General features: G+C 58.5%; 17 protein-coding genes. 7 read left to right on the top strand and 10 right to left on the bottom strand.

The window, feature by feature from the left end; translation table 11 throughout:
* Positions 1–91 precede the first annotated feature (91 nt).
* The 8 genes from KUIN1_RS20810 to bglX form a co-directional block, all read right to left on the bottom strand.
* On the bottom strand, positions 92–409 hold the full coding sequence (locus KUIN1_RS20810) for a hypothetical protein (RefSeq protein WP_011268785.1): 318 nt from the start codon (positions 407–409) through the stop codon (positions 92–94).
* Between the two features lie 592 nt (positions 410–1,001).
* A complete protein-coding gene (locus KUIN1_RS20800; protein WP_024641536.1) occupies positions 1,002–2,327 on the bottom strand; it encodes an MFS transporter in 1,326 nt (441 codons plus the stop codon).
* A gap of 215 nt (positions 2,328–2,542) precedes the next feature.
* A complete protein-coding gene (locus KUIN1_RS20795; RefSeq protein WP_057457892.1) occupies positions 2,543–4,090 on the bottom strand; it encodes a J domain-containing protein in 1,548 nt (515 codons plus the stop codon).
* Positions 4,087–5,781: a molecular chaperone HscC gene (locus KUIN1_RS20790; protein ID WP_152092247.1), complete on the bottom strand. Its 1,695-nt coding sequence runs from the start codon at positions 5,779–5,781 to the stop codon at positions 4,087–4,089. The genes KUIN1_RS20795 and KUIN1_RS20790 overlap by 4 nt, the downstream gene beginning before the upstream one ends.
* Positions 5,782–5,947: 166 nt before the next feature.
* Positions 5,948–8,338 (bottom strand): PAS domain-containing protein, encoded by a 2,391-nt coding sequence (locus tag KUIN1_RS20785; protein WP_103360008.1) that lies wholly within the window; start codon positions 8,336–8,338, stop codon positions 5,948–5,950.
* 225 nt (positions 8,339–8,563) lie between these two features.
* Entirely contained in the window at positions 8,564–9,898 is a 1,335-nt protein-coding gene (locus KUIN1_RS20780; protein WP_058822877.1) for a sigma-54-dependent transcriptional regulator, read from the bottom strand.
* 6 nt (positions 9,899–9,904) lie between these two features.
* On the bottom strand, positions 9,905–11,662 hold the full coding sequence (locus KUIN1_RS20775) for an ATP-binding protein (RefSeq protein WP_152092246.1): 1,758 nt from the start codon (positions 11,660–11,662) through the stop codon (positions 9,905–9,907).
* 69 nt (positions 11,663–11,731) lie between these two features.
* A complete protein-coding gene (bglX, locus tag KUIN1_RS20770) occupies positions 11,732–14,029 on the bottom strand; it encodes a beta-glucosidase BglX (RefSeq protein ID WP_152092245.1) in 2,298 nt (765 codons plus the stop codon).
* Between the two features lie 330 nt (positions 14,030–14,359).
* On the opposite strand from bglX, the gene KUIN1_RS20765 reads away from it, so the two are divergent.
* Positions 14,360–15,043: a TPM domain-containing protein gene (locus tag KUIN1_RS20765; protein WP_172980108.1), complete on the top strand. Its 684-nt coding sequence runs from the start codon at positions 14,360–14,362 to the stop codon at positions 15,041–15,043.
* Positions 15,044–15,068: 25 nt separating this feature from the next.
* A complete protein-coding gene (locus tag KUIN1_RS20760) occupies positions 15,069–15,686 on the top strand; it encodes a TPM domain-containing protein (RefSeq protein ID WP_003406246.1) in 618 nt (205 codons plus the stop codon).
* 59 nt (positions 15,687–15,745) lie between these two features.
* Here KUIN1_RS20760 and KUIN1_RS20755 read toward each other — a convergent pair whose 3' ends face one another.
* Both KUIN1_RS20755 and KUIN1_RS20750 read right to left on the bottom strand, forming a co-directional pair.
* Positions 15,746–16,762: an alpha-xenorhabdolysin family binary toxin subunit B gene (locus KUIN1_RS20755; RefSeq protein WP_058822875.1), complete on the bottom strand. Its 1,017-nt coding sequence runs from the start codon at positions 16,760–16,762 to the stop codon at positions 15,746–15,748.
* On the bottom strand, positions 16,759–17,979 hold the full coding sequence (locus KUIN1_RS20750; protein WP_024639172.1) for an alpha-xenorhabdolysin family binary toxin subunit A: 1,221 nt from the start codon (positions 17,977–17,979) through the stop codon (positions 16,759–16,761). Before KUIN1_RS20750 ends, KUIN1_RS20755 begins: the two co-directional genes overlap by 4 nt.
* Positions 17,980–18,275: 296 nt before the next feature.
* Between KUIN1_RS20750 and KUIN1_RS20745 the strand changes: the two genes are divergently transcribed.
* From KUIN1_RS20745 to KUIN1_RS20725, 5 genes are all read left to right on the top strand, one after another.
* The gene (locus KUIN1_RS20745) at positions 18,276–19,496 is read left to right on the top strand and encodes a class I SAM-dependent methyltransferase (RefSeq protein WP_060406368.1); all 1,221 of its coding nucleotides are present in this window, start codon (positions 18,276–18,278) and stop codon (positions 19,494–19,496) included.
* Between the two features lie 151 nt (positions 19,497–19,647).
* Positions 19,648–20,796, top strand: coding sequence for an L-threonine dehydrogenase (yiaY, locus tag KUIN1_RS20740; protein WP_129450050.1), 1,149 nt, complete (start codon positions 19,648–19,650; stop codon positions 20,794–20,796).
* A gap of 24 nt (positions 20,797–20,820) precedes the next feature.
* A complete protein-coding gene (locus KUIN1_RS20735; protein WP_103377947.1) occupies positions 20,821–21,267 on the top strand; it encodes a GNAT family N-acetyltransferase in 447 nt (148 codons plus the stop codon).
* A gap of 118 nt (positions 21,268–21,385) precedes the next feature.
* The gene (locus KUIN1_RS20730) at positions 21,386–22,651 is read left to right on the top strand and encodes a pectate lyase family protein (protein WP_152092244.1); all 1,266 of its coding nucleotides are present in this window, start codon (positions 21,386–21,388) and stop codon (positions 22,649–22,651) included.
* A gap of 111 nt (positions 22,652–22,762) precedes the next feature.
* Positions 22,763–26,026: a DEAD/DEAH box helicase gene (locus tag KUIN1_RS20725; protein WP_152092243.1), complete on the top strand. Its 3,264-nt coding sequence runs from the start codon at positions 22,763–22,765 to the stop codon at positions 26,024–26,026.
* Positions 26,027–26,248 lie beyond the last annotated feature (222 nt).

The raw sequence follows: 26,248 nt of genomic DNA, 5'->3' as shown, positions 1-26,248 counted from the left end.
AGAGGATGCCAGAGCAGCGTGCGTGTTTCATCCTGAGCCAGACATGAAGAAGCCCGACATCGGCCGGGCTTTGGGGGTGTTGCGTGAGCGATCAGCCCAGACGATTGGCGCCTACGCGATCTGCACCGTCTGCAGCAAGACGATTGGCACCGACGTGGTCTGCACCATCGGCAGCCTGACGGTTGGCACCGACGCGGTCTGCGCCATCAGCGGCGAGACGGTTGGCACCGACGTGATCTGCGCCGTCAGCCGATACACGGATCGAGCCGACGTTAGTGTGTTTGGTACCGCCTTCAGCAACGAGGGTGGCGCTGGACAGGTCGCTTTGAACGTGGGTGGCTGGAAGTGCAAATGCGCTGGAAGCCAGAACAGAAATAGCCAGGCCAAAGATCAGTGTGTTGGTTTTCATGATGATGTCTCCAATGAGTGTCGGGTGAGTTGTCATCCCGGTATGGAGGCAATGCTACGCGCCAGCGGATTATTAAGAAGTTAATAGGATTGCTAGCGATCATCGCTGAAAATGATAGTTGTCTGTAATGCTCTGGTTTCGGGCCTTGCAGGCGGTGTTGCGTTATTGTGGTGCAATTTCTGAAAAGTCTTGTAATAAAGGCTCTTGACAAATTAAAAGCGCAGTTTATTCAAGCGGTTATTACTGAAATTCGGCTAAATAACGCACCGCCCTGTAACACTCTGTTGCAGGTCCTGGATGTAATTGATTGTTTTGGAGCGGCTGATGTATCAATGCGGGCGATGCTATTGATCGTTGTAAGTGAGCCTGAATGACTCTTCTGCCTGCGCGGAGTCCTCAGCGTTATACACACGTCTCGATAAGCCCGAAAAATGGAGTGAACGGGGCGGCGATCCCCATTGATCATGAAGAGTCAGTCATAACGCTCTATTTCTGGAGGCTGTACCGGCCTCTTCGCGAGCAAGCTCGCTCCCACGAGATTTGTATATAACGATGAGAGCGGAGCCTGGGCACGAGAATCGTCGCAATCCGATCAGTCAGTTTCGATACGCGAGTGCTTGCGGGTGTCTTTCATGAACACATACACCAGCAGCGAGCAGGCAATACAGGCAGTGACGTACCAGTAGTAACCGGTTTCCATCCCGATGCTCTTGAACCACAGCGCGATGTATTCCGCAGTGCCGCCGAAGATCGATACCGTCAGGGCGTAAGGCAGACCGACGCCCAGCGCACGGATCTCGGTCGGAAACAGCTCGGCCTTCACCACTGCGTTGATCGAGGTATAGCCGCTGACAATGATCAATGCCGCCATGATCAGGAAGAACGCACCCCACCATGTCTGAATGGTATGCAACGTGGTCAGGATCGGTACGGTACATAGCGTTCCCAACACGCCGAACGCGATCAGGATCGGACGACGCCCGACCTTGTCGGACAGCGCGCCGATGACCGGCTGCAACAGCATGAACAGAAACAGTGTCGCCGCTGATATCGACGTCGAGTCGGTGATGCTCATGCCGACGGTGTTGACCAGATACTTCTGCATGTAAGTGGTGTAAGTGTAGAAAGCCAGCGTCCCGCCCATGGTCAGACCCACGACGGTCATCAGTTCCTTGGGATGACGCATCAGCGTGCGCATCAGGCTTTCCTTGGGCTTTTCCTTCTTCTTGCGCGTGAACGACTCGGTTTCTTCCATGCCGCGACGCAGGAACAGCGCGACGATTGCGCACAGGGCACCGATGACGAACGGGATACGCCAGCCCCAGGCATAGAGCTGCTCGGTGGTCAGCGTCTGTTGCAGAACGATCAGCACGCCCAGCGCGATGAGCTGGCCGGAAATCAGCGTGACGTACTGAAAGCTGGAGAAGAAGCCGCGACGCTCCTTGGTGGCCATTTCGCTGAGGTAGGTGGCGGACGTGCCGTATTCACCGCCGACAGACAGGCCCTGCAGCAAGCGGGCAAACACCAGCAGGATCGGAGCACCGACGCCGATGCTTTCATAGCCTGGCGTCAGGGCAATGATCAGCGAGCCGAAGCACATCAGCAGCACCGAGGCCATCAGTGCAGCCTTGCGGCCTTTGTAGTCAGCGTAAAGCCCCATCAGCCAGCCACCGATAGGCCGCATCAGAAAGCCGACGGCAAAGATCGCAGCGGTGTTGAGCAACTGGGCGGTGGTGTCGCCCTTGGGAAAGAAGGCTTTGGCGAAGTACAGCGAGAAGGCGGCGTAGACGTACCAGTCGTACCACTCGACCATGTTGCCGACCGAGCCACTGAAAATCGATTTGAGACGGCTGGAGGTGGTTTTCTGGCCAGCGGCAGTAGCAGCCGACCCATGGGAGGCGGGATTGGAAGTTTCCATGGTGTTCCTTGTTTTCATTATTTTTGGAAGGAGGCATTCGATGCCCTGCGTGTTACATAGCAGGAGCTGTGCCAGACCATGAGGGCTTGTTCTAGAGCGGTCGGGCGACTTTGATGAGCAAGAATCCGCTTATCTGCACGGCCGGAGTAAGCGGATTCTTGCCGATGGGAGCGCTCGCCGTAGGGTGTTCTGGTCGATTGCCGACAGAAGACCGCTCAAGCGCTCATTTTAGAGGAGATCAACAGCGCCGCCATGACGATGCTCAGCGTGCCGATGATCACCATGACTGTGTGCCTTGCATAAAACTGCCGAATCTTCTGCCGGGCAGGCGCCGTCTGAAACAGGTAGCGATAAGGCGACAGGGCGACCCACAGCACCGCCAGCAGCAGATAAGCCAGCAGCGTGCGCGGGCCGTCAAGCACGTGGACAAGGCCCAGAAACAAAAACGGAAGGCCATGCCGCAAGACCAGCGCCTGGGCACCGGGCCAGCTCAGCACCTTGGGCAGTAACTTGCTGCTCAGCCAGGCATCGGCAGGCTCTGCGAGAACCATCAGCGGACGCCATACACAGATAAAGATGAAGAAGCCGACGGTTGTCCAGAGCGGTGTCAGGAACAGCACGAGCACCCGCGTTCCCGGATTGTATTCCGTGCCTTCAGGCGCTAGCGGGGGTGCCAGCAACGCCAGCAGAAACGCGCCGATGTAGACCCAGATGAGCGGCGTGAAATCGCTCTGCTCACGCATGAGTTTCCAGGCGTTCAGGTCTGCTTCGGGGTAGCGCTTGAGGATATCGGGGTAGTGGACGGTCAACTGCTCCTGAATATGCGCGCAGGCGTTCCACACCGAGGCGTCTTGCTTGACCGCAGTACGGATCCGCGCGGCCAGACGTGGCGGCTTGAACATCAAGTGCGCGGCCTTGCCTTCGGCAGTGCTCGGTTTGGCATCGAGCAGGCGTTGCAGATGCTCGGCGTACTCCACTTCTTCGTATCGCTGGCGCAGCGTCTGCCAAAGGTCTTCAGGACCGGGGTGAAGGTTTTGCTGCAGGTTCCAGCCAAATACCGCGCGCGTCTGTTCCAGCAGGTCAGAGGTCACATGCTGGCTGGCAATCAGCAACACCATGCACCTGCATTGCAAATGCTCGCGACGCTCCAGCTCTGTCAGCCAGGGCTGTTGCTCCAGCGTCTGAAGTTCTTCAATGAAGCGTGCATGCTGCCCGCTCTCGATGAGTGCGCTGAATGCTTCGAACGCCTCGCGCAATATCGCCTCGGCCAAGGCGTGCTGCTGGTAGCTGCTGATGTGAATGCTTTGCCATACCGTCAGCCAGCGCAGATGCTGAAATGCAGCTTTGATCAACTCGACACGACGCGCCGAGTCGTTCAGGCACTCCAGCAGCACCAGTTGTTGAAAGCGCTCCGCCTGTCCATGCTCCATGGCGAGCTGCTGTTGCTCGGGCAGATTCTGCGCAGTGGTTTGCCTGACCTGTTGAAGCCAGTCCAGGCCACCGGGCTGCTCGATAACGGTCGTTGTCAGAAGCGTGGCAGGCGAGGGCTCAGGCAAGGGCTGGCGCAGCATGACAGGCTGGTCGTCTTCATCTGCGCGTGATCGTGCCAGCTGCAGCGCCTCTTCATAGGCATCACGCAGATTCTGGAAGGCAGCCGGGTCTTCATCAGGACGGTTGACCTTCAGTAACCGGGCATATTGTCGTTTGATGCTGCGCTCGTCGGCATCGTTATTCAGCTCAAGTACTGACCAACAGTCGATCATCTTGCGCCCTGCTCGAACGTGTCGACTTCCTGTTTGAGTTGCTTGCGAATTTCGCTGATCTGCCGCTCGTCCTGCGTCTCCAGCACATGCTGGAACTGGGTGGTCCTGTGATCGATAAGTTCTCGATCGCTGCCCAGGCATTCCTGATACAGGCGTTCAAGTCTGGCGATCAGATGAGTGTTGGCCTGTTGTTCGCGCGGATGGACTTTGAGTGCTTCGAGTACCTGAAGGCGCTCCTGTATTTCATCAGGCGTCATCACGCCAGGGTTGTTTTCGATGACCAGCTTGTGACGTTCCCCGGTCAGCTGTGTCATCACGTCGGCCTCCAGCAGGCCGTTATTGTCATAGGTAAAACGCACATCCAGCGCCACTTCGCCGGCCTTCGCCCTGGGGATCGGGATAATGAGCTCGCCCAGGGCGATGTTGTCCTTGACCATACGGCTTTCGCCTTGAAAGATCCGCACCATAACGTGCTCTTGATCATCACTGACGGTCTGCACTGTTTTTACCCGGCTGACCGGTACGACGCTATTGCGTTCGATAATGGGCAGGTAGTGACCGCTTTCATAGCGATTGCCAACTTGCGTGATGGTCTCGATCCCAAGCGTGTAAGGGCACACATCGGTGAGGACGATTTCTTCCAGCGCTGCATCCCGGTGCTTGAGTGCCGCCTGCACCGCTGCGCCCTGAGCGACGATTTCATCGGGATTGAGAGCAATGGAAGGGAAGCGCCCGAACAGGCTCGCGGCAAGCTTGCGGATCAACGGCATGCGCGTCGTGCCGCCCACCAGCAGAATCTCATCCAGATCGGCGACGCGTATCCGCGCGTCTCGAAGCGCACGCTCGGCCGGCGCGCGAAGGCGGTTGAGCAGGGGCGCATAAAAATCGCTCATCTGCTCTTGAGTAATGGTCTTTCGCCATTCCCTGTCGGCGTGACGCAATACGAAGTCGGCACTTGCGTCCTGGCCCAAAGCCCTGCGCACCCGCTCGGCTTCGCGCCGCAAGGCCGGGGCAATCAGCTCCGTTGACGGGAAGTCCGGCTCATCGCGGTGCAGGTTCACAAAGTGCTCGACCATGACCTGATCGAAATCTTCACCCCCCAGAAAGTTGTCGCCCGCGCTGGCACGTACTTCCATCACGCCGTCGAAAAGTTCGAGGATCGAGATGTCGAAGGTCCCGCCACCCAGATCGAAGACCAGAAACGAGGTTTCGCCTTCCTTCTGGTGAAGGCCATACGCAAGTGCCGCCGCTGTCGGCTCGTTGATGAGCTTCTCGACCTTGAGGCCCGCCAGCTCTCCGGCAATACGCGTGGCTTTACGTTGAGCGTCGCTGAAATAGGCCGGGACGCTGATCACCGCTTCGGTAACAGGCTCGCCAAACGCGCGCTCGACATCAGCCTTCAGGCTTTTGAGCACCAGCGAGGACAGCTCTTCGGGGCGGTAAGTAGCAGAGCCGAGGCGAATTTCCTGGGCGCTGCCCATGTAGCGTTTGAACAGGGCGGCGGTTTTTTCCGGGTGGGTCTGCAGGCGTTCGCGGGCTGCCTTGCCGACCAGAATCTGCCCGTCGTCGTCCAGCCCGACAACGCTGGGGGTGAGTGTTTCTCCCAGTGCGTTGGTCACCAGCTCGCTGCTGCCGTCGCGCCATACCGCCACCAGGCTGTTGGTGGTGCCCAGATCAATACCGACGATCATCTCGAAAATGCTCCCTGCTCTAAGAGTGTTGCGATGTTTTGCGTGATTCTGAATCAAGGCAACCGGTGTTGTCTTGGGTTTATGCGTCGGGAGTGCCGGGATTCACTCATGCGTATCAGGCATCAGTGAATCCGCTGGCGTGATGAATTGATGCGAATCCATCCCCTCAGTGTTCGCCGCTACGGCTCACCGCCTTGTGCAGAATCGCCGCCAGATCGTCTCTGGAGTAGGGTTTCTGCAACAGGTCGAAGCGCTGTGTTTCGTCCTGAGCGATCGTCGCGAACTCAGTGCTGTACCCGGTGGTAAGAACCACCGGCATCCACGGATAGCGCGCTTCGATTTCGGCGTACAGTTCCAGGCCGCTCATCCCCGGCATGGCGATATCCGAGAACACCACATGAAAGTTTTCCGGGTTGCCGGAAAGCTCTTTCAGTGCCTCGGCGGCACTGCTCACCCAGAGCACCTGAAAGCCCAATTGCTCAAGCATGGGGCGGGTATAGGTGCCGATGTCCTGATTGTCCTCGACCATCAGCACGCACAGCCCGGGCAATGGGGTGAGGGTGTGGCGATGGTCTTCCTGGACGACTTCGTGATTCTGTGCGCTGGGCAGGCACAGCGTGAAGCGGCTGCCTTTGCCCAGCTCGCTTTCAACCAGCACCTCACCACCCGACTGTTTGGCAAACCCGAATACCTGCGACAACCCCAGCCCGGTGCCCTGACCGACACTCTTGGTGGTATAGAACGGTTCGAAGATCAGGCCCAGCTTCTCCTTGGCAATACCGGCGCCGGTATCGGTCAGCGATACCCTTACATAGTCACCCTCTATACAGTCACCCTCGCCGAGTGAAGCGGGTTGATCGTCGGCAGGACAGGCAGCGCATTCAACCTTGATGACCAGCCGCCCCGCGCCGGACATCGCATCGCGGGCATTGACCACCATGTTGACCAGCGCAGTATCGAACTGGCTGCCATCGGCGAAGATGAAGCACGGCTCGGCAGGCAGGTCGATGCTGACCTGAATCCGCGCGCCGGTCAGCGTGTCCATCATCTCGCCAATGCGCGCCACGCTTTTGCACACATCGAACACTTCCGGCTGCAAGGCCTGACGGCGGGCAAACGCCAGCAACTGTCCGGTCAGGCGCGCGGCCCGGTCCACCGTGCTGGAAATGGCTTCGACGTATTTGACGCGACGATGCTCTTCGAGGTTTGGCGACTTCAGCAGGTCGCTGCAGGAGCGGATCACCGTCAACAGATTATTGAAGTCATGCGCTACGCCGCCGGTAAGTTGGCCAATGGCTTCCAGCTTCTGCGCCTGATGCAGGGCGTCCTGTGAAAGCCGCAGCGCTTCATTGGCCTCTTCCTCGGCCTGAATGTCACGGCCGACGGCATGGATGAATTGCTTGTCCGGCACGGCCGTCCAGGAGATGGTCCGGTACGAGCCGTCCTGATGGCGATAGCGATTCTTGAAGTGCGGGATGGTGCGGCCGTTCTCCAGCCCGCTCATGGCGGCCAGCGTACTGTCCACGTCCTCAGGGTGCACCAGTGCCAGAAACTGGCTGTCGAGCAGTTGTTCTTCCGACCAGCCGAGGGCTTGCGTCCATGCCGGATTGACTGCCGAGATGATCCCGTCGAACTGCGCCACCAGCATCAGGTCGGTCGATAGCCGCCAGATGCGATCACGGTCCTGGGTGCGTTCGACCACGCGCTGCTCGAGCGTCTCGTTGAGCGACAGCAGGGCTTCTTCAGCGTCTCTGAGCTGGGTCATGTCCCTGGACACACAGAGGATCTTCTCCGGTTTGCCATCCTTGCCGAAAATCGGGCTGACCTGCACGTGCCACCACTTGGTGGTGCCGGCCAGGGTTCTCGCCGAGCCCGTAAAACTGGCGTTCTGACCCGCTCTGGCCGCTTCGACTGCCGCGATGGCGTCCAGATTGCCCTGTTCCTGCCAGAAGTCAGGCCAGGGGCAGCCGCGAATCGCGTTGAAATCGCTGACCTCCATGATCCGCTGACCGCCCTCACTCATGAAGGTCAGGCGCGAGTCCAGGTCCAGCACCTTGATGCAGTCGTTGATGCTCGACAGCACACGGTCCGTGAACGCTTCGTTTTCCGACTGACGTGCTTCAGCCATGACCTGCAAGGTGGTCTCGTTGACACGGCAGAACACGCCCTCGATCAGGCCGCTATCGCCATACAGCGGCGAGTAGGACAGCGACCACCAGGTCTGCTCGGGCTTGCCATTGCGCACGATGGTGCGCTGAATATTGTCGGAGCGGCGGTTTTGTCCGGCCAGCGCCTGCTCGGCGAGCGGCCGCACGGCTTCCCAGGCATCGCCCCAGACCGAGGCAATGGGCTGCCCCTGCGCCTGTGCTGCCGCGATGGGCAGGACCTGAGCGTAAGCGTCATTGAAAAACAGGGTGTAGTCCGGGCCCCAGAGCAGGTACATGCTGTCAGGGCAACTGAGCATCAGATTCATTGAAGACAGTAGCGCTGCGGGCCATGCCTGCTTAGGTCCCAGCGCGGACGTCGACCAGTCCGTCTCTCGGATAAACCGACCCATTTCGCCGCCTCCCAATGGGAGGTCGAGGGGAGTATTCACGGTAGAAAATGCCCCATCTTTCGGACTGTCAAAGTGAGCTGAATAGCCATGCGCGCATGATGTCATTATGCCTTATAAGTATCCAGCCATCACGACCCTCATATAGCCGTGAACAGTATGCAGACCCGGCGCTGCAGGAAATGTTCGGTTATCGCCGGAACAAGCTGTACGGAATCTGCGCAGCCCTCATTCGAGGAACGTTTCGCGTACCAGAGCATGGCGCTGCATCTTCTCGTTCAGCGTCCTTCGAGGCAGTTGCAGCTCATTGAGCACCGCCTTGATGTCGCCTTTATGACGGGCCAGCGAAGCGCGCAGGCATTGTGCTTCGAAGGCTTCCTGACGCGCCGCCAATGAATGTCCCTGCCATTGAGTATCAGGTTGCGGCAGGGCCTGCTCCAGACCCAGCGCCTGCCGCTCGGCGGCATTGGCCAGCTCGCGCACGTTGCCAGGCCAGTCATGGCCGAGCAAAAGGCTCAGGCGCGCTGCATCCAGCGCGGGCGCCTCCCGGCCCACGCGTTCGGCGGCGGCGCGGGCGAAGTGGCTGAACAGTTGCGCGATGTCTTCAAGACGCTCGCGCAGCGGCGGCAGGCGCAGCTCGGCAACGTTCAGGCGATAGGCCAGATCTTCGCGGAAGCGCCCGGCACGCGCTTCTTCGAGAAGATCAGGCTTGGTCGCGGCAATGATTCGCAGGTCGACGTCGATACTCTGATTCGAGCCCAGCCGCTCAAGGCGCTTGTCCTGCAGAACGCGCAGCAGCTTGACCTGCTGTGCCATCGGCATGCTCTCGATTTCATCAAGGAACACCGTGCCGCCGTCGGCATACTCCAGACGACCGATGCGTTTGCCCTGCGCGCCGGTGAAGGCGCCGCTTTCGTGGCCGAACAGCTCGGCTTCGAACAGGTGCTCCGGGATGGCCGCGCAGTTGAGTGCAACAAAAGGTCTGGCGGCGCGCGGCCCGAAATCGTGCAGGCAGCGAGCGACCAGTTCCTTGCCGCTGCCGGTTTCCCCGCGAATGATCACATTGACCGGCAGTTGCGCCAGTTCCAGCACCTGGCGGCGCAGTGTCTGCATGCCGGGCGATACGCCGAGCAGCGTGGCGTCCAGGCGGGTTCTGGCATCGGCCTGCTCATGCAGGCGGCGGTTTTCCAGCACCAGCTGGCGTTTCTCGAGGGCGCGCCGCAGGTTGCTGATCAGGGTTTCCGGGCTGAAGGGTTTTTCCAGAAAGTCATAGGCCCCTTCGCGCATCGCTTCCACAGCCATCGGCACATCGCCATGACCGGTCAGGAGGATGACCGGCAGGTCGCGGTCTGCGCCTTGCAACCGGGTCAGCAGCTCCAGACCGCTCATGCCTGGCATGCGCACATCGGTCAGCACGACGCCGGGGAAGTGTTCCGGTATGTGCGCCAGGCACTCTTCGGCGCGGGCGAAGACTTGCACCTCGAACCCCGACAGCGTCAGCCATTGTTCGACGGCTTGCCGAATGGGCGCCTCGTCGTCTACCACGATGACCGAATTCAACATGCCGGGTCAGGCCTCCAGGAAGTCGTTGGGCAGGCTGAACCAGAATTCGGCGCCGTCCGCATGGTTTTGCGCCGTCAGTTGTCCGCCCAGTTCATGAATGATGGCGTACGACACCGCCAGGCCAAGGCCCAGACCATCGCCTACCGGTTTGGTGGTGAAGAACGGATCGAAAATGCTGGGCAGATTTTCCGCAGCGATCCCGCTTCCGTTGTCCCTGACACTGAGCCGCCACTGATTGTCGAGGGCGTCGATACGCACTTCAAGGCGCCTGGAGCGGCACTCGCGCATGGCGTCCAGTGCATTGCGCAGCAGGTTTATCAGCACCTGCTCCAGGCGGATGGCGTCGCCGCGCACCCATGCCGGGCGTGCCAGATGCAGGACGCAGTCGACGTGTTCCTCGCGCAGGCGCGGGTCGAGCAACAGCAAGGCCTGATCGACCACCGTGGCCAGGTCCAGCCTCTCGCGCAGGCCGCTGGGGCTCTTGCGCGCGAAGGTTTTCAGATGGCTGGTCAAGGCGGCCATACGTGTCAGTTGCTGATCGACGGGAACCAGCGCTTTGCAGGCTTCATCGATTCGGCCTTGATCGAGCAGCAGTCGCAGGGTCGCCAGCTGCATGCGCTGGGCGGTCAGCGGTTGGTTGATTTCGTGGGCCAGCGCTGCCGACATCTGCCCCAGCGCCGCGAGTTTGGCCGACTGCACCAGACCGTCCTGCGCGGTGTGCAGATCGCGTGTGCGCTCTTGCACCAGGCGCTCCAGTTCATCCCGGTTGCGCTCCCTCAATCGCGCCAGTCGCCAGCGCTGATAGAGAAACAGGCCCAGAAATACCAGCGCCAGCCAGATGCCTGCGGCGGCCAGTCCTGCGTTGCGCACATCCTCGCTGGACGCGGGCGGCTTGCGCAACAGGTGCAGGGTCCAGTTCTCGTCCGCAAGGGGCAGCGACTGCCAGAGATAGTCCGTGGTGCCGTCCGGGCCGTCGACACGGCTCAAATGGCTGTTTTCGCTGAAGCTGTCGATGACCCGGCTGCGCAGCGGTGACAATACCTGCTTGTCGTACTGGCGGGTGCGCAACAGGGTGGCACGGTCTTCCACCGAGATCGGCAGCAGCTCGCGATAGCGCCAGCCTGGTTGATTGGCGATAAACACGATGCCTTTCTCATCGCTGACCAGCAGCAGGTCGCCGCCCTTATCCCACTCCTGCTCGAGGCTGGGGAACTCCAGCTTGACGACCATCGCCCCCATGAACCCACCGGTATCATTCAACACCGCGCTGGACAGAAAGTACCCCGGAATTCCGGTGGTCACCCCGACCGCATAAAAGCGCCCGGTACCCTTGGCGCGGGTCTGCAGGAAGTAGGGTCGAAAAGCGTAGTTGTGACCGACATAGCTGTTGGGCGTGCGCCAGTTGCTCGCGCCAATCGCCAGACCCTGCAGGTCGAGCAACTCCAGCGTCGACGAATGAGCCGCGTTGTTGATTTTTTCCAGCTTGAGGTTGAGTGCGTTCTGTACTTCACCGGTTACCGGGCCGCTCAGCGCGGCTCGAATTTCCGGGTCCAGCGCCAGCACGGAGGGCAGGGCGCGGTAGCGCTCGATCAGGGTGTGCAGGGTATTGGCATACAGTGCCAGTTGTCCTTCGGCACGCGCGGCATCTTCAGACATTGCGTGACGCTGCGCCTGACGCATCGCGAGCCCGGCGCACAGGGCTGCACCGGCCAGAATCAGCAGCACGTACAGGGTAATGCGCCAGTAGCGATGCTTGAGCGTCATGTCGCAGCCTGATCGGACCCTGTTGGCGCGTTCCCGAGCGACTGCTCACGAACGCGTCATGCGCAGGGGTTACAACAGATTGAAGGTCGCTTCTTTCACAGCTTCGGAGTCCAGGCCGATCATGACCTTGAATTCGCCAGGTTCCGCCACGTGCTTGAGCTCGGTGTTGTAGAACTTCAGGTCGTCTTCACTGAGGGTGAAGGTCACGACTTTTTCTTCTCCGGGCTCAAGCATCACTTTTTCGAAGTTTTTCAGTTCCTTTACCGGACGGCTGATCGACGCCGCTACGTCATGCAGATACAGCTGCACAACGGTAGCACCGGCAACCTTGCCGGTATTCTTCACGGTCACGCTGGCAGTGAGCTTGCCTTTGCGCGTCATGCTGGCGTCCGACAACGTGATGTCCGAGACGTCGAACTGGGTGTAGCTCAGACCATAACCGAACGGGAACAGCGGGCCATTGGGCTCCTCGAAATAGTGCGAGGTGTAGTTGCCTGGCTTGCCTTCGTGATACGGACGGCCGGTGTTCAGGTGCGCATAGTAGACCGGCAGTTGACCGATCGAGCGCGGAAATGTCATGGCCAGCTTGCCCGACGGGTTGTAGTCGCCGAACAGTACGTCAGCCACTGCATTGCCGCCTTCGGTGCCCGGGAACCAGGTTTCGAGCATGGCGTCGGCCTGTTCCTGTTCGTCGACCAGAACCAGCGGACGGCCATTCATCAGCACCAGCACCAGTGGTTTGCCAGTGGCCTTGAGCGCCTTGATCAGGTCGCGCTGTTTGCCCGGAATGTTCAGGCTGCTGCGGCTGGCCGATTCATGCGACATGCCGCGCGACTCACCGACCACGGCAACGATCACATCGGCCTGCTCGGCGACCTTGACCGCTTCGTCGATCATTTCCTGCGCCGGACGCGGGTCGATCTCTACTTCCTTCTCCATGAAGTTCAGGTAGTTGAGGACGTGTTCATTGTCACTGACGTTGGCACCGCGTGCGTAAACCAGCTTGGCCTTGTCGCCGACCGCGTTGGCCAGCCCTTCATACACTGTCACCGACTGGTTGGGACGACCGGCTGCCGACCAGCTGCCGAGCATGTCGAGGTGACTTTGCGCCAGTCCGCCGATCACCGCGATGGTGCCTTGCTTCTTGAGTGGCAATGTCTCGTTCTGGTTTTTCAGCAGCACCAGCGTCTTGCGCGCCACATCGCGAGCTTCGGCACGGTGCAGGCGGTCATCCGCATAGGTGTCGGCAGGGTCATCGGCGGCAACGCCGATGCGACCGTAAGGCGAGGCGAACAGGTCCATGTCGTACTTGGCACCCAGCACTTCACGCACGGCGCTGTCGATTTCCTTCATGGAAACCTCGCCGTCTTTCACCAGCCCGGGCAACTGCTCGCCATAGGCCGCGTCGTTCATGCTCAGGTCGACGCCCGCCTTGATAGCCAGCTTGGCGGCCTCGCGGAAATCCTTGGCCACGCCGTGGTCGATCAGCTCCTTGAGCGCGCCGTGGTCACTGATGGTCACGCCCTTGAAGCCCCAGTCCTTGCGCAACAGGTCCTGCATCAGCCATTTGTTGGAGGTCGACGGGACGCCGTTGATCGAGTTGAGCGCGACCATGATGCCGCCGGCGCCGGCATCGATGCCGGCCTTGTACGGCGGCAGGTAGTCCTGGTACATGCGCGTCATGCTCATGTCCACGGTGTTGTAGTCGCGCCCGCCTTCTACCGCGCCATACAGGGCGAAGTGTTTGACGGCGGCCATGATGCTGTCATTGGCTGCGACGTTCTTGCCCTGGAAGGACCTGACCATCACATCGGAAATGCGTGACACCAGGTAGGTGTCTTCACCGAAGCCTTCGGAGCTGCGGCCCCAGCGAGGGTCGCGGGAAATATCCACCATGGGCGCGAAGGTCATGTCGATACTGTCGGCACTGGCTTCTTTGGCCGAGACCCGGCCCATCGTCGCGATGGCGTCCATGTCCCAGCTGGCGGCCATGCCCAGGCTGATCGGGAAAATCGTCCGGTGACCGTGAATCACGTCGTAGGCAAAAAACATCGGAATTTTCAGACGGCTTTTGGCGACTGCGGCTTCCTGCAGCGGACGATTTTCCGAACGGGTAATGGAGTTGAACGTACCGCCGATTCGTCCGGCGGCAATTTCCTTGAGAATTTGCGGCTGTGGCATTTCCGAACTGATACTGATGAGTCGCAACTGACCGATCTTTTCGTCCAGAGTCATTTGTTTCATGAGTTTGCCGATGAAGGCATTCTTGGCCTGAAGCGTTGTATTGTCCGTGGCGGCAGCGGTCTGGGCCATCACCGACTGACTGGCCATACCGACCAGCAAACCTAATAAACACAGCTTATTCATGAATGATTTCTCAAGGCTTTTGTCAGTAACTCGCGTTTAATGTCCGACAGCCAGTTTTTGGGTTATGGACCTTTGGCGTTATGGTTCGTACGTGATGCAAGGATAGTTGCTATCCGCTTGACTGTACGAAGTCTCCCCAGGGTGTGTACGAAAATGGCGGTTTGATTGATTTTTGTACAGACCCTGTTCGATCAAATAGTGAACGCACCAGGTGTTGGCGGTGGATTATGCCGGGGAACTTGTGTTTTGGCTAAGGCGTGTCGTTTCAATGGATTCAAAAAAACACCGGAGGTCTGGATTTTGAAGTCTGTTTCACAGTGGATGCTGTACATGGTGATGCTGTTGGGAGGGGTATTGCGGGCCGAGGCAGAGCCATCAGCACTGGTTTTTCCGCCGATGACCGGCAGTGTGGTGGATGCCGCACAGATGCTCGACAGCCAGACTACGGTTCGTCTGGCCAGACTTCTGAGCGCCCATGAAAAGGCGACCGGGGAGCGGGTAGTGGTGGTGACCCTCGCTGATCTGCAGGGCTCGAGCATCGAAGAGTTCGGCTCTCGACTCGGCGACGCCTGGGGCCTGGGGCTGCATGGCAAGGATGACAGTGTTCTGCTGGTGGTCTATCGCGACAAGCGCAAGGTGTTCATGGAGGTCGGCGGTGCGCTGAAGGACCGTCTCAACGACGCCCAGGCGTCTCTGATCATCGACATGCTGATGACCCCCGAGTTTGACGACAACCGGTTTGCCGTCGGCATAGAGCGCGGTACGCGCGCGGTCATCGCGGCATTGGGTGGGCAGATACCCGATTATCCCGAGCCGACAGGGCAGATGTCCGACTATGACGAGCAGCCCGATGACGACCAGGTCTGGCTGATCGGTATCGTGTTGACCCTCATCGTGCTGGGGATTGTAATCATGAGTGTCAGACGGGGCGGCGCCACCCGGCCCGCACGTGAAAGAGTCGCCGATCGCAGTGGCGGACGCTTCGGCGGTGGCGGTGCTTCAGGCAACTGGTAGTTGATTGATTCGGAATGAGGGAACCATGGCTTTACTGAACAAAGACGAACAGCGGCAGGTTGCCGAAGCGATTGACCGCGTCGAGCAGCGCACTGACGCCGAGCTGGTCACGGTACTGGCCGCTCGCGCTGACGACTATGCCTACATGCCGTTGATCTGGGCCGGGCTGATCGGCCTGCTGCTGCCGGGCACGATCAACTACTGCCTTCAATGGTTGAGCGCGGACGAGTTGATGCTCGCGCAGATGAGTACGTTCATTATTGTCGCGCTGGTGTGTCGCCTGTCGAAGGTCTCCGCGTTGCTGGTGCCGCTTTCGGTGCGGCGCTGGCGGGCCGGGAATCTCGCGCGTCGGCAGTTTCTCGAGCAGAACCTGCACAAGACCCACGACGGAACCGGCATTCTGGTGTTTGTCAGCGAGGCCGAACGGTATGTCGAAATCCTGGTTGACCATGGCATTGCCAGTCGTCTGCACAACGACACCTGGAAGGCGATGGTTGACGTGTTTACCCAGCAGGTCAGAGACGGACAGACCTTGCAGGGGTTTCTCGGGTGTATCCATGCCTGTGGCGAGCTGCTTGCCGATCATGTACCAGTGACTCACGGCAGGAATGAATTGCCGAATCGGCTGGTGGTGCTGGGGTAACAACAAAAGGCAGGTGTCGATATGGATCAACGCCTGCCTTTATATTGAAGGCTGACGCGTCAGACGAGGCGCCTGATATCGTAGAACGATTTTATGTACGTCTTCAGTTTTTCGACAGGCGTGCTGATCGGTGCAGAAGCGTCATCTTGCGACGTGATCTGATCCAGAAAGTTGTAGAGCGAGTGATAAACCTTCCTGGCCTCTTTGACCCAAAGTGCCTTGCTCTTGCTGATGTCAGCGAGCCCGGTCAGCTCATCGAGCCTTCCGTTGATTGACTTTGCTTCCTGGGCGACCGTGCGGGACTCGGCGAGCAGTGCGTTATAGCGCGACCTCAGTCTGTCGCGTTCTTCAGTAAGGTCAAGGTAGGTCAGGGCGCTGCTGATCTTGTCCAGGAGTTTTCCGAGTCTGGCAATTCCGGCGGTGATCAACGCAAGTTCCGGCGATGGCATGGTGACGATCTGCAGTTCTTCCTGAGTAGGCAGCATGTCCTTGAACAGGTCGGCAAGGTTGTACTTTTCATAGGTCTTGATCGTTGTGTCAAGCAGGCGCCGGTCTTCAGCGATGACACTCATCGCGCTTTCCAAAGCGGCTGAGCGTTGTGTCATGCCGTCAATCTGTTGCTGGAGTATGTCCTGTAAACGGTTGTCTTCCAGCGTGAGGTTTATTTGCGCCATATCATCGCTGCGCTCGGCAATGGCGTGAGCGCTGCTGCGCAAAACGGCGGTCAGATTCGAGAGCAGACGAATGCGCTCGCCGTTCAGCAGGCTGATCGCTTGCTTCTTTTGTTTATCGCTGAGTCGAGCGTCTGCTTCAATGTGCTGTTGCCTCAGATCGATCGGCTGCAGGTTCACGTTATTCAACTGCACAGTGATATCGGCCAGCGCTTCACGATAGGCGTTGTCTGCACGCGTCAATGCGTTTTGAAGCGACAGCATTTTTTCTTTCATCGCCGGCAGAAAGTCCAGCTTCAACGTATTCACCTGGGCCAGAATATTCTGGCTGGCGGCATTCATGATTTCAGTATCGGGAGGCGTGAGGACCATCGGCTTACCCAAGGTTTCAGTGCTCATGGTCATTGTCCTTTCAGGCTGGATTGCTGTTCGTGTTGAAACTGGTCCAGCGCACTTTCAAATAGCTTCAGTAACTGGGCGGTCATGCTTTTTATTTCCAGCCACGGCGTGACTACGGCCTGAAACCGTATAGCGAAAATCATCAGTGCCTGATCGTCGCTGATCGCTGCCAGTTCATCTGCAGAGCTGTCAATGTATGCCGCCAGCAGGGTCCATAGGTCTTTCAGATTGGTCGCACTCTGATGAGCGTCCATCATGCGAATATTCATATCCTCGAAGAGTATCTGCAGGCTGCGTACGGCGGCGGCCAACGGAACTTTTTCCTTGAGTGTCTGAACCTTGAGGTTCTTGGAGGCGATCATCCGGTTTTTTTCTTTCCGGATTTTTTCCGCCTGGGCGCCAAAAATACCTCCCGTGATAGCAACCCCGATGGGCCCTCCGAAACCACCCCAGGCAATATTGGTTATGGCTGCCTTATATTCTTTGTTCTTGTGTTCTATATCGACGGTCAGCTGTTCGATGTCTTTTTCCAGTTCGCTGATCTGCTGGTCCAGATCAGAGCGCTTTGCCAGTTTTACCTTATCGTTGATGCCGGGAATGAGTTGAACGCTCAGGACGGTGCTGAAGGTATCGATGTGTTGCGCCAACGTGCTGGCCGCGTGCTGATGGTTCTTTATTTGTGACGCGGTTTCTTTCAGGAACTGGGCCAGCGTGATACAGACCTTCTGGTCGGTTTGCCCCAGTGGCGTGGGCGATGTATCGCGGACCTCTTCAAGGGTCAGATCGACAACGGTCAGACCCAGCTGCCTGGCAAAGTCCATTTTTTCAATGTAACTGATGATCTGCCGACCCTGATCCGAGAAGTGTGCGGCAAACAGGTCAATGGTGAAACCGCTGCGCTTGATGGCGTCCTCGATACCCAGCCAGCTTTTGCCGTGGTTGTGGATTGCCTTGTAAGTCACCAGCATGTCTTTAGGCTCAAGCCCGGGAATGCTACTGGTTGTAAAACCCAATTGCTGTTCGACGCGAGCGAGTGACGTGGGGATGTTAAGGGCGTGTCGTTCGTAACGTTTCAGACTAAGAATGTCTTCTTTGGTCAAAATAAGCGCGGCGCCACGGCCACCCTTTTTTTCATCATCAAGTATAAGGTTCAAATACTCTACGGGTTTTAAGGTGACCCGCGCGAGTGTGTCGTTTTCCAGCAGTGCTGCTTGACTCAACATAAGGCACGTTCCTTGTGCGGTTTATTCTGCCGGAGCAAAAGGCTCCAGAACTTTTATCTGATTAACTGTAATCAGCCACAACGACTATAAAGGTGTTTTTACACGGCGCAAGCAATGCTTCGCGGTTGTCGGTAGAGATTGTTTTACCGATCATGTGCGTGTCGCAATGGTGTGTAGGACCGCACTAACAGCCCGCGTAGTCTCTGAAAAATAAGGGTGCCCTTGACGTGCCGACGCGCCTAAAATGCCGGTCTGATTTTTCGAGTCCCGGACGGGACGCTTGAGGCACATTTTCAATGTCAGTCATTACCTCCACGTCACCCATCGCTGCGACCGATCACCTCGCGCAGTTCCTTGGCCTGCTGGACATCAGCCTGTCGCAGAACTCGCTGATCAAGCTGGTCCTGGCCAAATACGTGGGCAGCGAAGCCGACTTGCAGCGGATCATCATCAAGCCGCTGACCGTCAAGGAGCAACCGTGCCTGAGCTTCGTGTATCGCTACAAGACTCGCGACATCACCAAGAATTTTTCGCTTGCTGAAGCGGTGGCTGTCATTGCCAGCCTGATACCGGCGTCCTTCAAGAACGCGCACCTGTTGTCGCTGACCGACGAGGTGCAGTTGGAGTTCAGCAAGAAGGGCAAGACAACGCTGTTCAAAAGCAAGACTCAGCAGGAGCGCCAGGCTCCTTCGGCCGGGCATGACCGTGAGAAGAAACGCTACCTGGAGCTTACCCGGCCATTCCTGACTGACTTGGGTGTGACCAATCGCCAGCATGAGCTGATTCCGGCCATGTCGCGCAAATGGAAGCAGATCAACAAATTCATCGAAGTGTTTTCCCATGCACTGAGCTCATCGCCGCTCAAGCTCGATCAGCCGATCAAGGTCGCGGACTTCGGCTCAGGCAAGGGTTATCTGACCTTCGCCATCCACGACTACCTGTGCAACACCTTGCAGGCGCAAGGGCAGGTGACCGGTGTCGAACTGCGCGAAGACATGGTCACGCTGTGCAACGAGGCGGCGGCGAAGCTCGATCATCCGGGGCTGACCTTTGCGCAGGGTGACGTGCGTACAGTGGCGCCCAGCGCGCTGGACGTGATGATCGCGCTGCACGCCTGTGACATCGCGACAGACTACGCCATTCATATGGGCATTCGCTCCGGCGCCTCGATCATCATGTGCTCGCCGTGCTGCCACAAACAGATCCGCTTGCAGATCCAGAGCCCGACGCTGTTGAAACCGATGCTGCAATACGGTCTGCACATGGGCCAGCAGGCAGAAATGGTCACCGACAGCCTGCGCGCGCTATTGCTGGAAGCATGCGGTTACGAGACCAAAGTGTTCGAGTTCATCTCGCTGGAGCATACCAACAAGAACAAGATGATCCTCGCGGTCAAGCGTGCCGAGCCGGTCGATCCGGCTCAGTTACTGGCGCGCATTCAGGAGCTCAAGACGTTCTACGGCCTTAGCGAGCATTGCCTGGAAACGCTGCTCAAGAGCGACGGCTTTATCGGCTGAAAATAGCCGTCCTGTGCGCAGTGGCCGAAGCGTCTGCGACCAACGGTCTGGCGTTTGACTGCTTCGTTGCGCTGGATCAATGGTTGTACCTCGCGCAAGGCGGATGCTTGGCTCATCACCCCAGCATCCGCGCTACCCTCGAGGGTCCGTCATGATCAGCACTTTTTTCATCCCCGCTGTGAACATCATCGGCACTGGCTGCATTGACGAAGCCATACTCGCCATACGCAAATACGGATTTCGCAAGGCCCTGATCGTCACGGATGCTGGCCTTGCCAGGGCCGGAGTAGCCAGTCAGGTCGCCGGGCTGTTGGTGGAGCAGGGCATTGACTCGGTTGTGTACGACGGTGCCCGGCCCAACCCGACCATCGCCAACGTCGAGAACGGCCTGGCCCTGTTGCAGGAGCGCCATTGCGATTTCGTCATATCGCTGGGCGGTGGCTCGCCTCACGACTGTGCAAAAGGTATTGCCCTGTGCGCCAGCAACGGGGGGCATATCAGCGATTATGAGGGCGTCGACCGTTCGGCAAAACCGCAGTTGCCTTTGATTGCCATCAATACCACCGCCGGAACCGCGAGTGAAATGACCCGCTTCTGCATCATTACCGACGAAGCCCGGCACGTAAAAATGGCGATCATCGACCGCAACGTCACGCCGCTGTTGTCCGTGAATGATCCCGACATGATGGTCGCCATGCCCAGGTCGCTGACTGCCGCCACTGGCATGGATGCCTTGACTCACTCAATCGAAGCCTATGTCTCCACGGCTGCCAACCCGATCACTGACGCCTGTGCGTTACAGGCTATGGCGCTGATCGCCAACAATTTGCGCGACGCATTCAACAACGGGGCCAATATCACTGCCCGCGAGAACATGGCGTATGCCCAGTTTCTGGCCGGCATGGCGTTCAATAACGCGTCACTGGGCTACGTGCACGCCATGGCGCACCAGTTGGGCGGCTTTTATGATTTGCCCCACGGTGTGTGCAACGCCGTATTGCTGCCCCATGTGCAGCGCTTTAACGCCAGCGTCAGCGCTGCACGCCTGACCGACGTTGCACACGCCATGGGCAGCAATATCCGTGGGCTCTCTCCGGAAGAAGGCGCTCAGGCAGCCATCGACGCCATTCGTGCATTGTCGGCTGCCGTGGAAATCCCGGCAGGTCTTGCTACGCTGGGCGTCAAGGAGGAAGACTTCCCGATGCTGGCCAGCAATGCCCTGAAAGATGCCTGCGGCCTGACCAACCCGCGTCCTGCCGATCTTGAGCAGATTCAGGATATATTTCGCCAGGCGCTTTAATCACCCCTGCAAAACAGGCCTGTCATGGACATGCTACGGCCGTACACCCTTGCAGATCGTGAGCGATGTCTGGATATCTTCGACACCAACGTCCCGCGCTACTTCGACCCTGCGGAGCGCGAGCAATTTGCCCGTTTTCTGATGGCCCCTTTGGGCCATTACTTCGTAGCCGAGCGTGACGGCGAGGTTGTCGCCTGTGGTGGATACCTGGTGTTGTCAGACCCTGAAGTGGCAGAGCTGACCTGGGGCATGGTCATCAGCGACCGCCACGGCAGCGGCCTTGGCAGGTTTCTGACCGAGGCCCGACTGCAACGCATGCAGGCATTACCGAGCGTCACCCGAGCCTTTATCGATACCAGCCAGCATGTTCAGGGGTTTTACTCGAACCTGGGCTTTGCCGTGGTCTCGGTCGATATCGACGGGCATGGGCGCGGGATTGACAGCGTCAGGATGGAGCGGGTGTTTTCGTGAGCGAGGGAGCCTGAACGTAGGCTGACCAACACCATGGAAGCGGAGCAGGCCAGGCCGCAGTCCGTTTAGCATCCAGATTGTCCCGCGATTCCCGCGGGCATGACTGGAAGCTCAACCGATGACGCCCCTGCGTTCTCTTTTGCAAAGCGGCTGTCTGAAGATCGCCCCCACTCTGGTTCTGCTCCTGTCAGGAGCGCAATGCCTGTGGGCAGCAGACATGCCTGAAGGTTTCGCCAAGGGCGTGACCGGCGGAGGCTCCGCGGCTGCCGTGCATCCCTCCACACCGGATGAACTTCGATCAGCACTCTGCTCGTCGCATGACTCACACGGGGCCTGCACCGATGACACACCCCGAGTGATTGTCCTGGACCACACATTCGACTTCCGCGCGAGCGTGATTACTAACGGCAATAGCACAACGACCGAGCCTGGCTGCGTCGTGAAACCCTGCCCGCAGGGTGGTGAGCAGCTTGCACTGAATGGTGCCAACGACTTCTGCCAATCAAGGCCGCCCGTCATGGTGACCTACGACAACGCGGGACTGAAACCACTGAAAGTCGGCTCCAACAAGACATTGATCGGGCTTGGCGACAAGGCAGGCATTCAGGGCGCTGGACTGTTCATTGGCGACGGTGCGCATAACGTGATCGTTCGTAACCTGACCCTTTCGGATATCAACCCGCATGTCGTATGGGGCGGCGATGCGCTGACCCTGAACAAGGCCGATGGCGTGTGGATCGATCACAACACCTTTGCGCGGATCGGCAGACAGATGATCGTGACAGGCTGGGGCACTGCTTCACACGTCACCATTTCCAGCAATGAATTCGACGGCCGTACGCCTTACTCGTCTACCTGCGATGGCCATCATTATTGGGTCTGGCTGTTCCTCGGCAGTCAGGACACGCTGACGCTGTCGAGAAACTACATACACGACACCTCCGGCAGAGCACCTCATTCCGGCGGGATGAAAAATGCGCAAATCCGCGCTCAACTGGTCAACAACGTCTTTCAGCGCATGACCTACCAAGGCGCAATCATGTCGCGGACCTCATCTTCACAGTTGCTGGTAGAGGGAAACGACTTCGAAAACGTAGCCCACCCACTGTTCAACGATACGGATCAGCCAGGTACGGCATTCGCTTTGTTCGAGCCGGTTTCGACGGCTGCAAACAACGTGTGCATGAGCGTGATCGGCAGGCCTTGTGTGGCGAATCAGCAACAGGATAGCGGCGACGACTATCGCCCGCAGGATGCCTCTGTCTTGCAGGCGTTTCGCGAGTATCGGCAGTACCTGGTGGCGCCGGTTTCGGCGCAAGAGGCCAAGGCGCGGGTGCCGGGAGAGGCGGGGGTGGGTAAGGCCAGTGCCGGTCTACTGCAATGACTTCGATGTTTGGGTTGCATTCACCGGTACCCAATCGTTTTACTATCACCCAATACCGCGCCTTCTAACACCTAAAAAGGCCCGATCAGTGAGTCAGGGGAAGTCATTTTGATGGATCAAGAAAGCATCGTCCGGTACTGGCATGCGGTCGAGTTGTTGCAACCACAATCAGCACCCAAGCTGAAAAAACGCGCTAATCGATACGAAGCGTTTATCCATGACACGTCAATTCAGCGTCCGCTGCTTCCGTGGACTCCGGAAAGTATCGTCAGTCAACAGGCGCTGCCCAAGAAGCGCATATGGAGCCACACGCTCTATGCTCATCTTTACGACAGTCGTCTCGTTGCCGAGAAGCTCGATGCGATGTACGGCGCCGATCAGGGCTACCAGGAGCCCAGGTTTCGCGAGTCAGCCGTGTTTGCGGCAAAATTCACGATGGCGGGCCGACTGGTCGATGACAGCCTCGTGCTTTCAAGCGAAGCGTGGTTTCTTGGTCGGGTATTGACCGGCAAGGATTGGACCAGAGGGTTCGAGACCGACCAAAAGACCGTCAGGGAGCGCGCCAACACCCTGTTCGAAGGTGAGGTATCAAGCGCAGACTTGCGCGAACTGACTCACTGGACCCTCCAGCTCCTGGGGCTGGGGGACTTTTTTGGTGAGATGGACCATCATCATTTTCGCTTTCGCTCACAACCCGTCAAGCCCGACAAGCCCGAGTCGGAAGACGATCCACTGAACAGCTTTTTGCTGGACGATCTTGCCGATGTCGCCGATGCGATCTCCAGGGGGGTGAAAAGCGAACCACTGGATCAGTACCTGCGCTATCACGATCCCGAGCTTCGCCTGCATATGGACGATAAGCGTGCATCGTTGCCACTGATGGGGCGACTGATGCCGGATGCTTACGCCAGTAGCTGTTGGCCTACCGAGCACCATTTGGGCCTGGTGCATTCCCAGCAGCTGGCCGTCAACACAATCCAGTCCACCCTGGCCGATGGTCAAGGGCTGCTTGGCGTCAACGGCCCGCCTGGAACGGGCAAGACGACGCTGTTGCGCGACCTTATTGCAGCGATTATCACCAGCCGCGCCGATGCGTTTGCCAAGCTACGCCGTGCTTCCGATGCATTCGCAAGCGACGGACGCGAAGCTGCCAACGACGGTGGCAGGCAGCAATACAGTTTCAGGCTCAACCCCGCACTGTATGGCTTCGAAATCGTAGTCGCTTCATCCAACAACGGTGCCGTGGAAAATGTGACGCTGGAGCTGCCGCAGCGAGACAAGATTGATGACAGCTGGTTGCCAGAAGCAGAGTATTTCGCCGAGCTGGGGGAGCTGGTCTCGGATAAACCTGCGTGGGGACTGATTTCCGGTGCACTGGGGAGCAAGGCACGACGCAACAAGTTCGTAGATCGTTACTTCTATGGCCAGCGCCCGTTTGGCAGCGGAGCCGAGGTTGCAGTGGAGGTAGAGGACGAGACTGAGGTCGACCCTGATGAAGACGTCGACAACATTGTGGAGGCACTCTTTTCGGCCTCCTCTGCGGAGATGGAGAACGCCGACGACAGCGAGAACCAGAGCGAAGATGCTCTACCCGAGGAAGAGAAGGGCCCGAAGGGATTTTGGGGTTGGCTCAATGTGAGTGCCGAGGTAAATGCGGTCCGCTCTCCAGAGCAACGTCAAGCGCTGTGGCAGCAAGCAGTCTCTGACTACGAGGCGATCAAGGCGCAAGAACGCAAAGCATGCAGTGACGCCAGTCGGATTCGTGAGTTGATCCTGGCCATCCTCGAGGTCAGGAAGAAGATTGCCGAAGACTCCGAAAAGCTCCGGTCATTCGAACAGTCACTGATTGAGATAGCAAATGAACTCTTGCGCCTGGATAACGAGGAAGGTGGCCCCGCTAATATGGCACTCAAGAAGTGTCTTGACGCACTTGGGGAACTCCCGCGCAGGCCCGGTTTCTGGTCAAATTTATTCAGCCTGGGAAATGCTCGGCGCAACTGGAATGCCGCTCGGGAACTGCTGGAAAGCCAGCGGGATATTGCCAAAGCCGAGTTCGAGCGGATCACACGTCTCACTCAACAACTCGATATCGATAAGGTCCAGTCGGAAAGAAAAATCACTGAAGCGCGCCGAGTGCTTCAGGGATCGCAGCAGCAGGACCAAACGCTTACGCGCGATGCCATGGAACTGGCAACCAGTCATCAGGCCGACCATCTGCTCGCTTGGTTGAAAGACAATGCTATCGGGGATGGGGATGCCATTGAACTGGCCGAACCCTGGCGCATTCAAGGCTGGCGGAAGGCTCGGGCGCGGGTTTTCATCCAGGCCCTGAAGCTCCACCAGACGTTCTTCGAACTTGAGGCTTCAAGGCTGCGTTCCAATTTATTCATGATCAACAGTCTGTTGACCGGTTCGCGCTTCCAAGGCTTGTCGCGCGATGCAATCCGTTCGGCGTGGGCTTCTTTGTTCATGGTCGTTCCGGTGTTGAGCAGCACCTTTGCATCATTTGCCCGTTCGTTTGGCTCGCTGGGTGCCAGTGAGATCGGCTGGTTACTCGTGGATGAGGCAGGTCAGGCCGCTCCGCAACAGGCAGTCGGCGCACTGTGGCGGTCCCGACGTGCGTTGCTGGTGGGAGACCCACTGCAACTCAAGCCCATCGTCACCGTATCCGATGCGGTGCTGGAGCACATGCGTACGCGTTACGGTGTTGATGCACACTGGATTCCCAATCAAAAATCCGCACAGGTCCTGGCTGACGAAGCCACCCCTTGGGGGCGCATGGCCGGGCCTGCCGGTGGCAAGACGTGGGTAGGATTGCCATTGGTTGTGCATCGCCGCTGCGACAAGCCTATGTATGCACTCGCCAACCTTATCGCCTACGACGGAGCGATGGTGTATGGAACGATTGCACCGCATGCCGACAAAGAAACCCTCGCCAGTCTGCCGACAGGGTGGATACATGTCAGTGGGGCTTCCGAAGGAAATTGGGTGCCTGCGGAAGGCCAGGTCTTACGCGACCTGCTCAAGCGGCTGCATGGCGATGGCGTAGAGGCGAAAGATATTTCAGTCATCACGCCTTTCAAGGCTGTGCAGCAAAACCTCAAGCGCATGCTCCGAGGCAAGCTAGTGTCGGGCACGATCCACACGATGCAAGGCAAGGAGGCATCGATCGTCATCGTCGTACTGGGCGGCAACACTGCCGGAGCTGGCGCTCGCGACTGGGCTGTTTCGGAACCTAACCTGCTGAACGTGGCGGCGACGCGCGCCAAGCGACGCCTCTATGTGATTGGCGACAGAAACGACTGGAAGCACCGGCAATTGTTCTGTGACGTCATGGATCTGCTGCCGCTGCAGGATATTCAAGCACACCGGTAACGGGCTTAACGCATGAATGCCCCGGCCACCAGATGCAATGCTGCAGCGTCAGCTGAGCGGAGATCAGTGGTTCGGGGGCGTGTGAATTTGTCCTTGACCCGATTGAACGCGCTAGCGAGCCGGGGCAGTGATGAGAAGGACGTAGATTCCGTTCGAACGGCGGGGGAGGTCGTTGCGCTGTGTCACGTTGAAGGAGCGCTTTGCAGGAGGACTACGTGACTG

This window comes from Pseudomonas sp. KUIN-1 (assembly GCF_009176725.1).
GTDB classification, from domain to species: Bacteria; Pseudomonadota; Gammaproteobacteria; order Pseudomonadales; family Pseudomonadaceae; genus Aquipseudomonas; species Aquipseudomonas fragariae.
This window is presented reverse-complemented; position numbering and strand designations above follow the sequence as displayed.

Coding starts and splice junctions, on each gene's coding strand:
- KUIN1_RS20765 (WP_172980108.1), top strand. CDS start 14,360: ATGGTGATGCTGTTGGGAGGGGTATTGCGGGCCGAGGCAGAGCCATCA.
- KUIN1_RS20785 (WP_103360008.1), bottom strand. CDS start 8,338: ATGGGTCGGTTTATCCGAGAGACGGACTGGTCGACGTCCGCGCTGGGA.
- KUIN1_RS20725 (WP_152092243.1), top strand. CDS start 22,763: ATGGATCAAGAAAGCATCGTCCGGTACTGGCATGCGGTCGAGTTGTTG.
- bglX (WP_152092245.1), bottom strand. CDS start 14,029: ATGAATAAGCTGTGTTTATTAGGTTTGCTGGTCGGTATGGCCAGTCAG.
- yiaY (WP_129450050.1), top strand. CDS start 19,648: ATGATCAGCACTTTTTTCATCCCCGCTGTGAACATCATCGGCACTGGC.
- KUIN1_RS20780 (WP_058822877.1), bottom strand. CDS start 9,898: ATGTTGAATTCGGTCATCGTGGTAGACGACGAGGCGCCCATTCGGCAA.
- KUIN1_RS20800 (WP_024641536.1), bottom strand. CDS start 2,327: ATGGAAACTTCCAATCCCGCCTCCCATGGGTCGGCTGCTACTGCCGCT.
- KUIN1_RS20745 (WP_060406368.1), top strand. CDS start 18,276: ATGTCAGTCATTACCTCCACGTCACCCATCGCTGCGACCGATCACCTC.
- KUIN1_RS20790 (WP_152092247.1), bottom strand. CDS start 5,781: ATGATCGTCGGTATTGATCTGGGCACCACCAACAGCCTGGTGGCGGTA.
- KUIN1_RS20810 (WP_011268785.1), bottom strand. CDS start 409: ATGAAAACCAACACACTGATCTTTGGCCTGGCTATTTCTGTTCTGGCT.
- KUIN1_RS20775 (WP_152092246.1), bottom strand. CDS start 11,662: ATGACGCTCAAGCATCGCTACTGGCGCATTACCCTGTACGTGCTGCTG.
- KUIN1_RS20730 (WP_152092244.1), top strand. CDS start 21,386: ATGACGCCCCTGCGTTCTCTTTTGCAAAGCGGCTGTCTGAAGATCGCC.
- KUIN1_RS20760 (WP_003406246.1), top strand. CDS start 15,069: ATGGCTTTACTGAACAAAGACGAACAGCGGCAGGTTGCCGAAGCGATT.
- KUIN1_RS20750 (WP_024639172.1), bottom strand. CDS start 17,979: ATGTTGAGTCAAGCAGCACTGCTGGAAAACGACACACTCGCGCGGGTC.
- KUIN1_RS20755 (WP_058822875.1), bottom strand. CDS start 16,762: ATGACCATGAGCACTGAAACCTTGGGTAAGCCGATGGTCCTCACGCCT.
- KUIN1_RS20795 (WP_057457892.1), bottom strand. CDS start 4,090: ATGATCGACTGTTGGTCAGTACTTGAGCTGAATAACGATGCCGACGAG.
- KUIN1_RS20735 (WP_103377947.1), top strand. CDS start 20,821: ATGGACATGCTACGGCCGTACACCCTTGCAGATCGTGAGCGATGTCTG.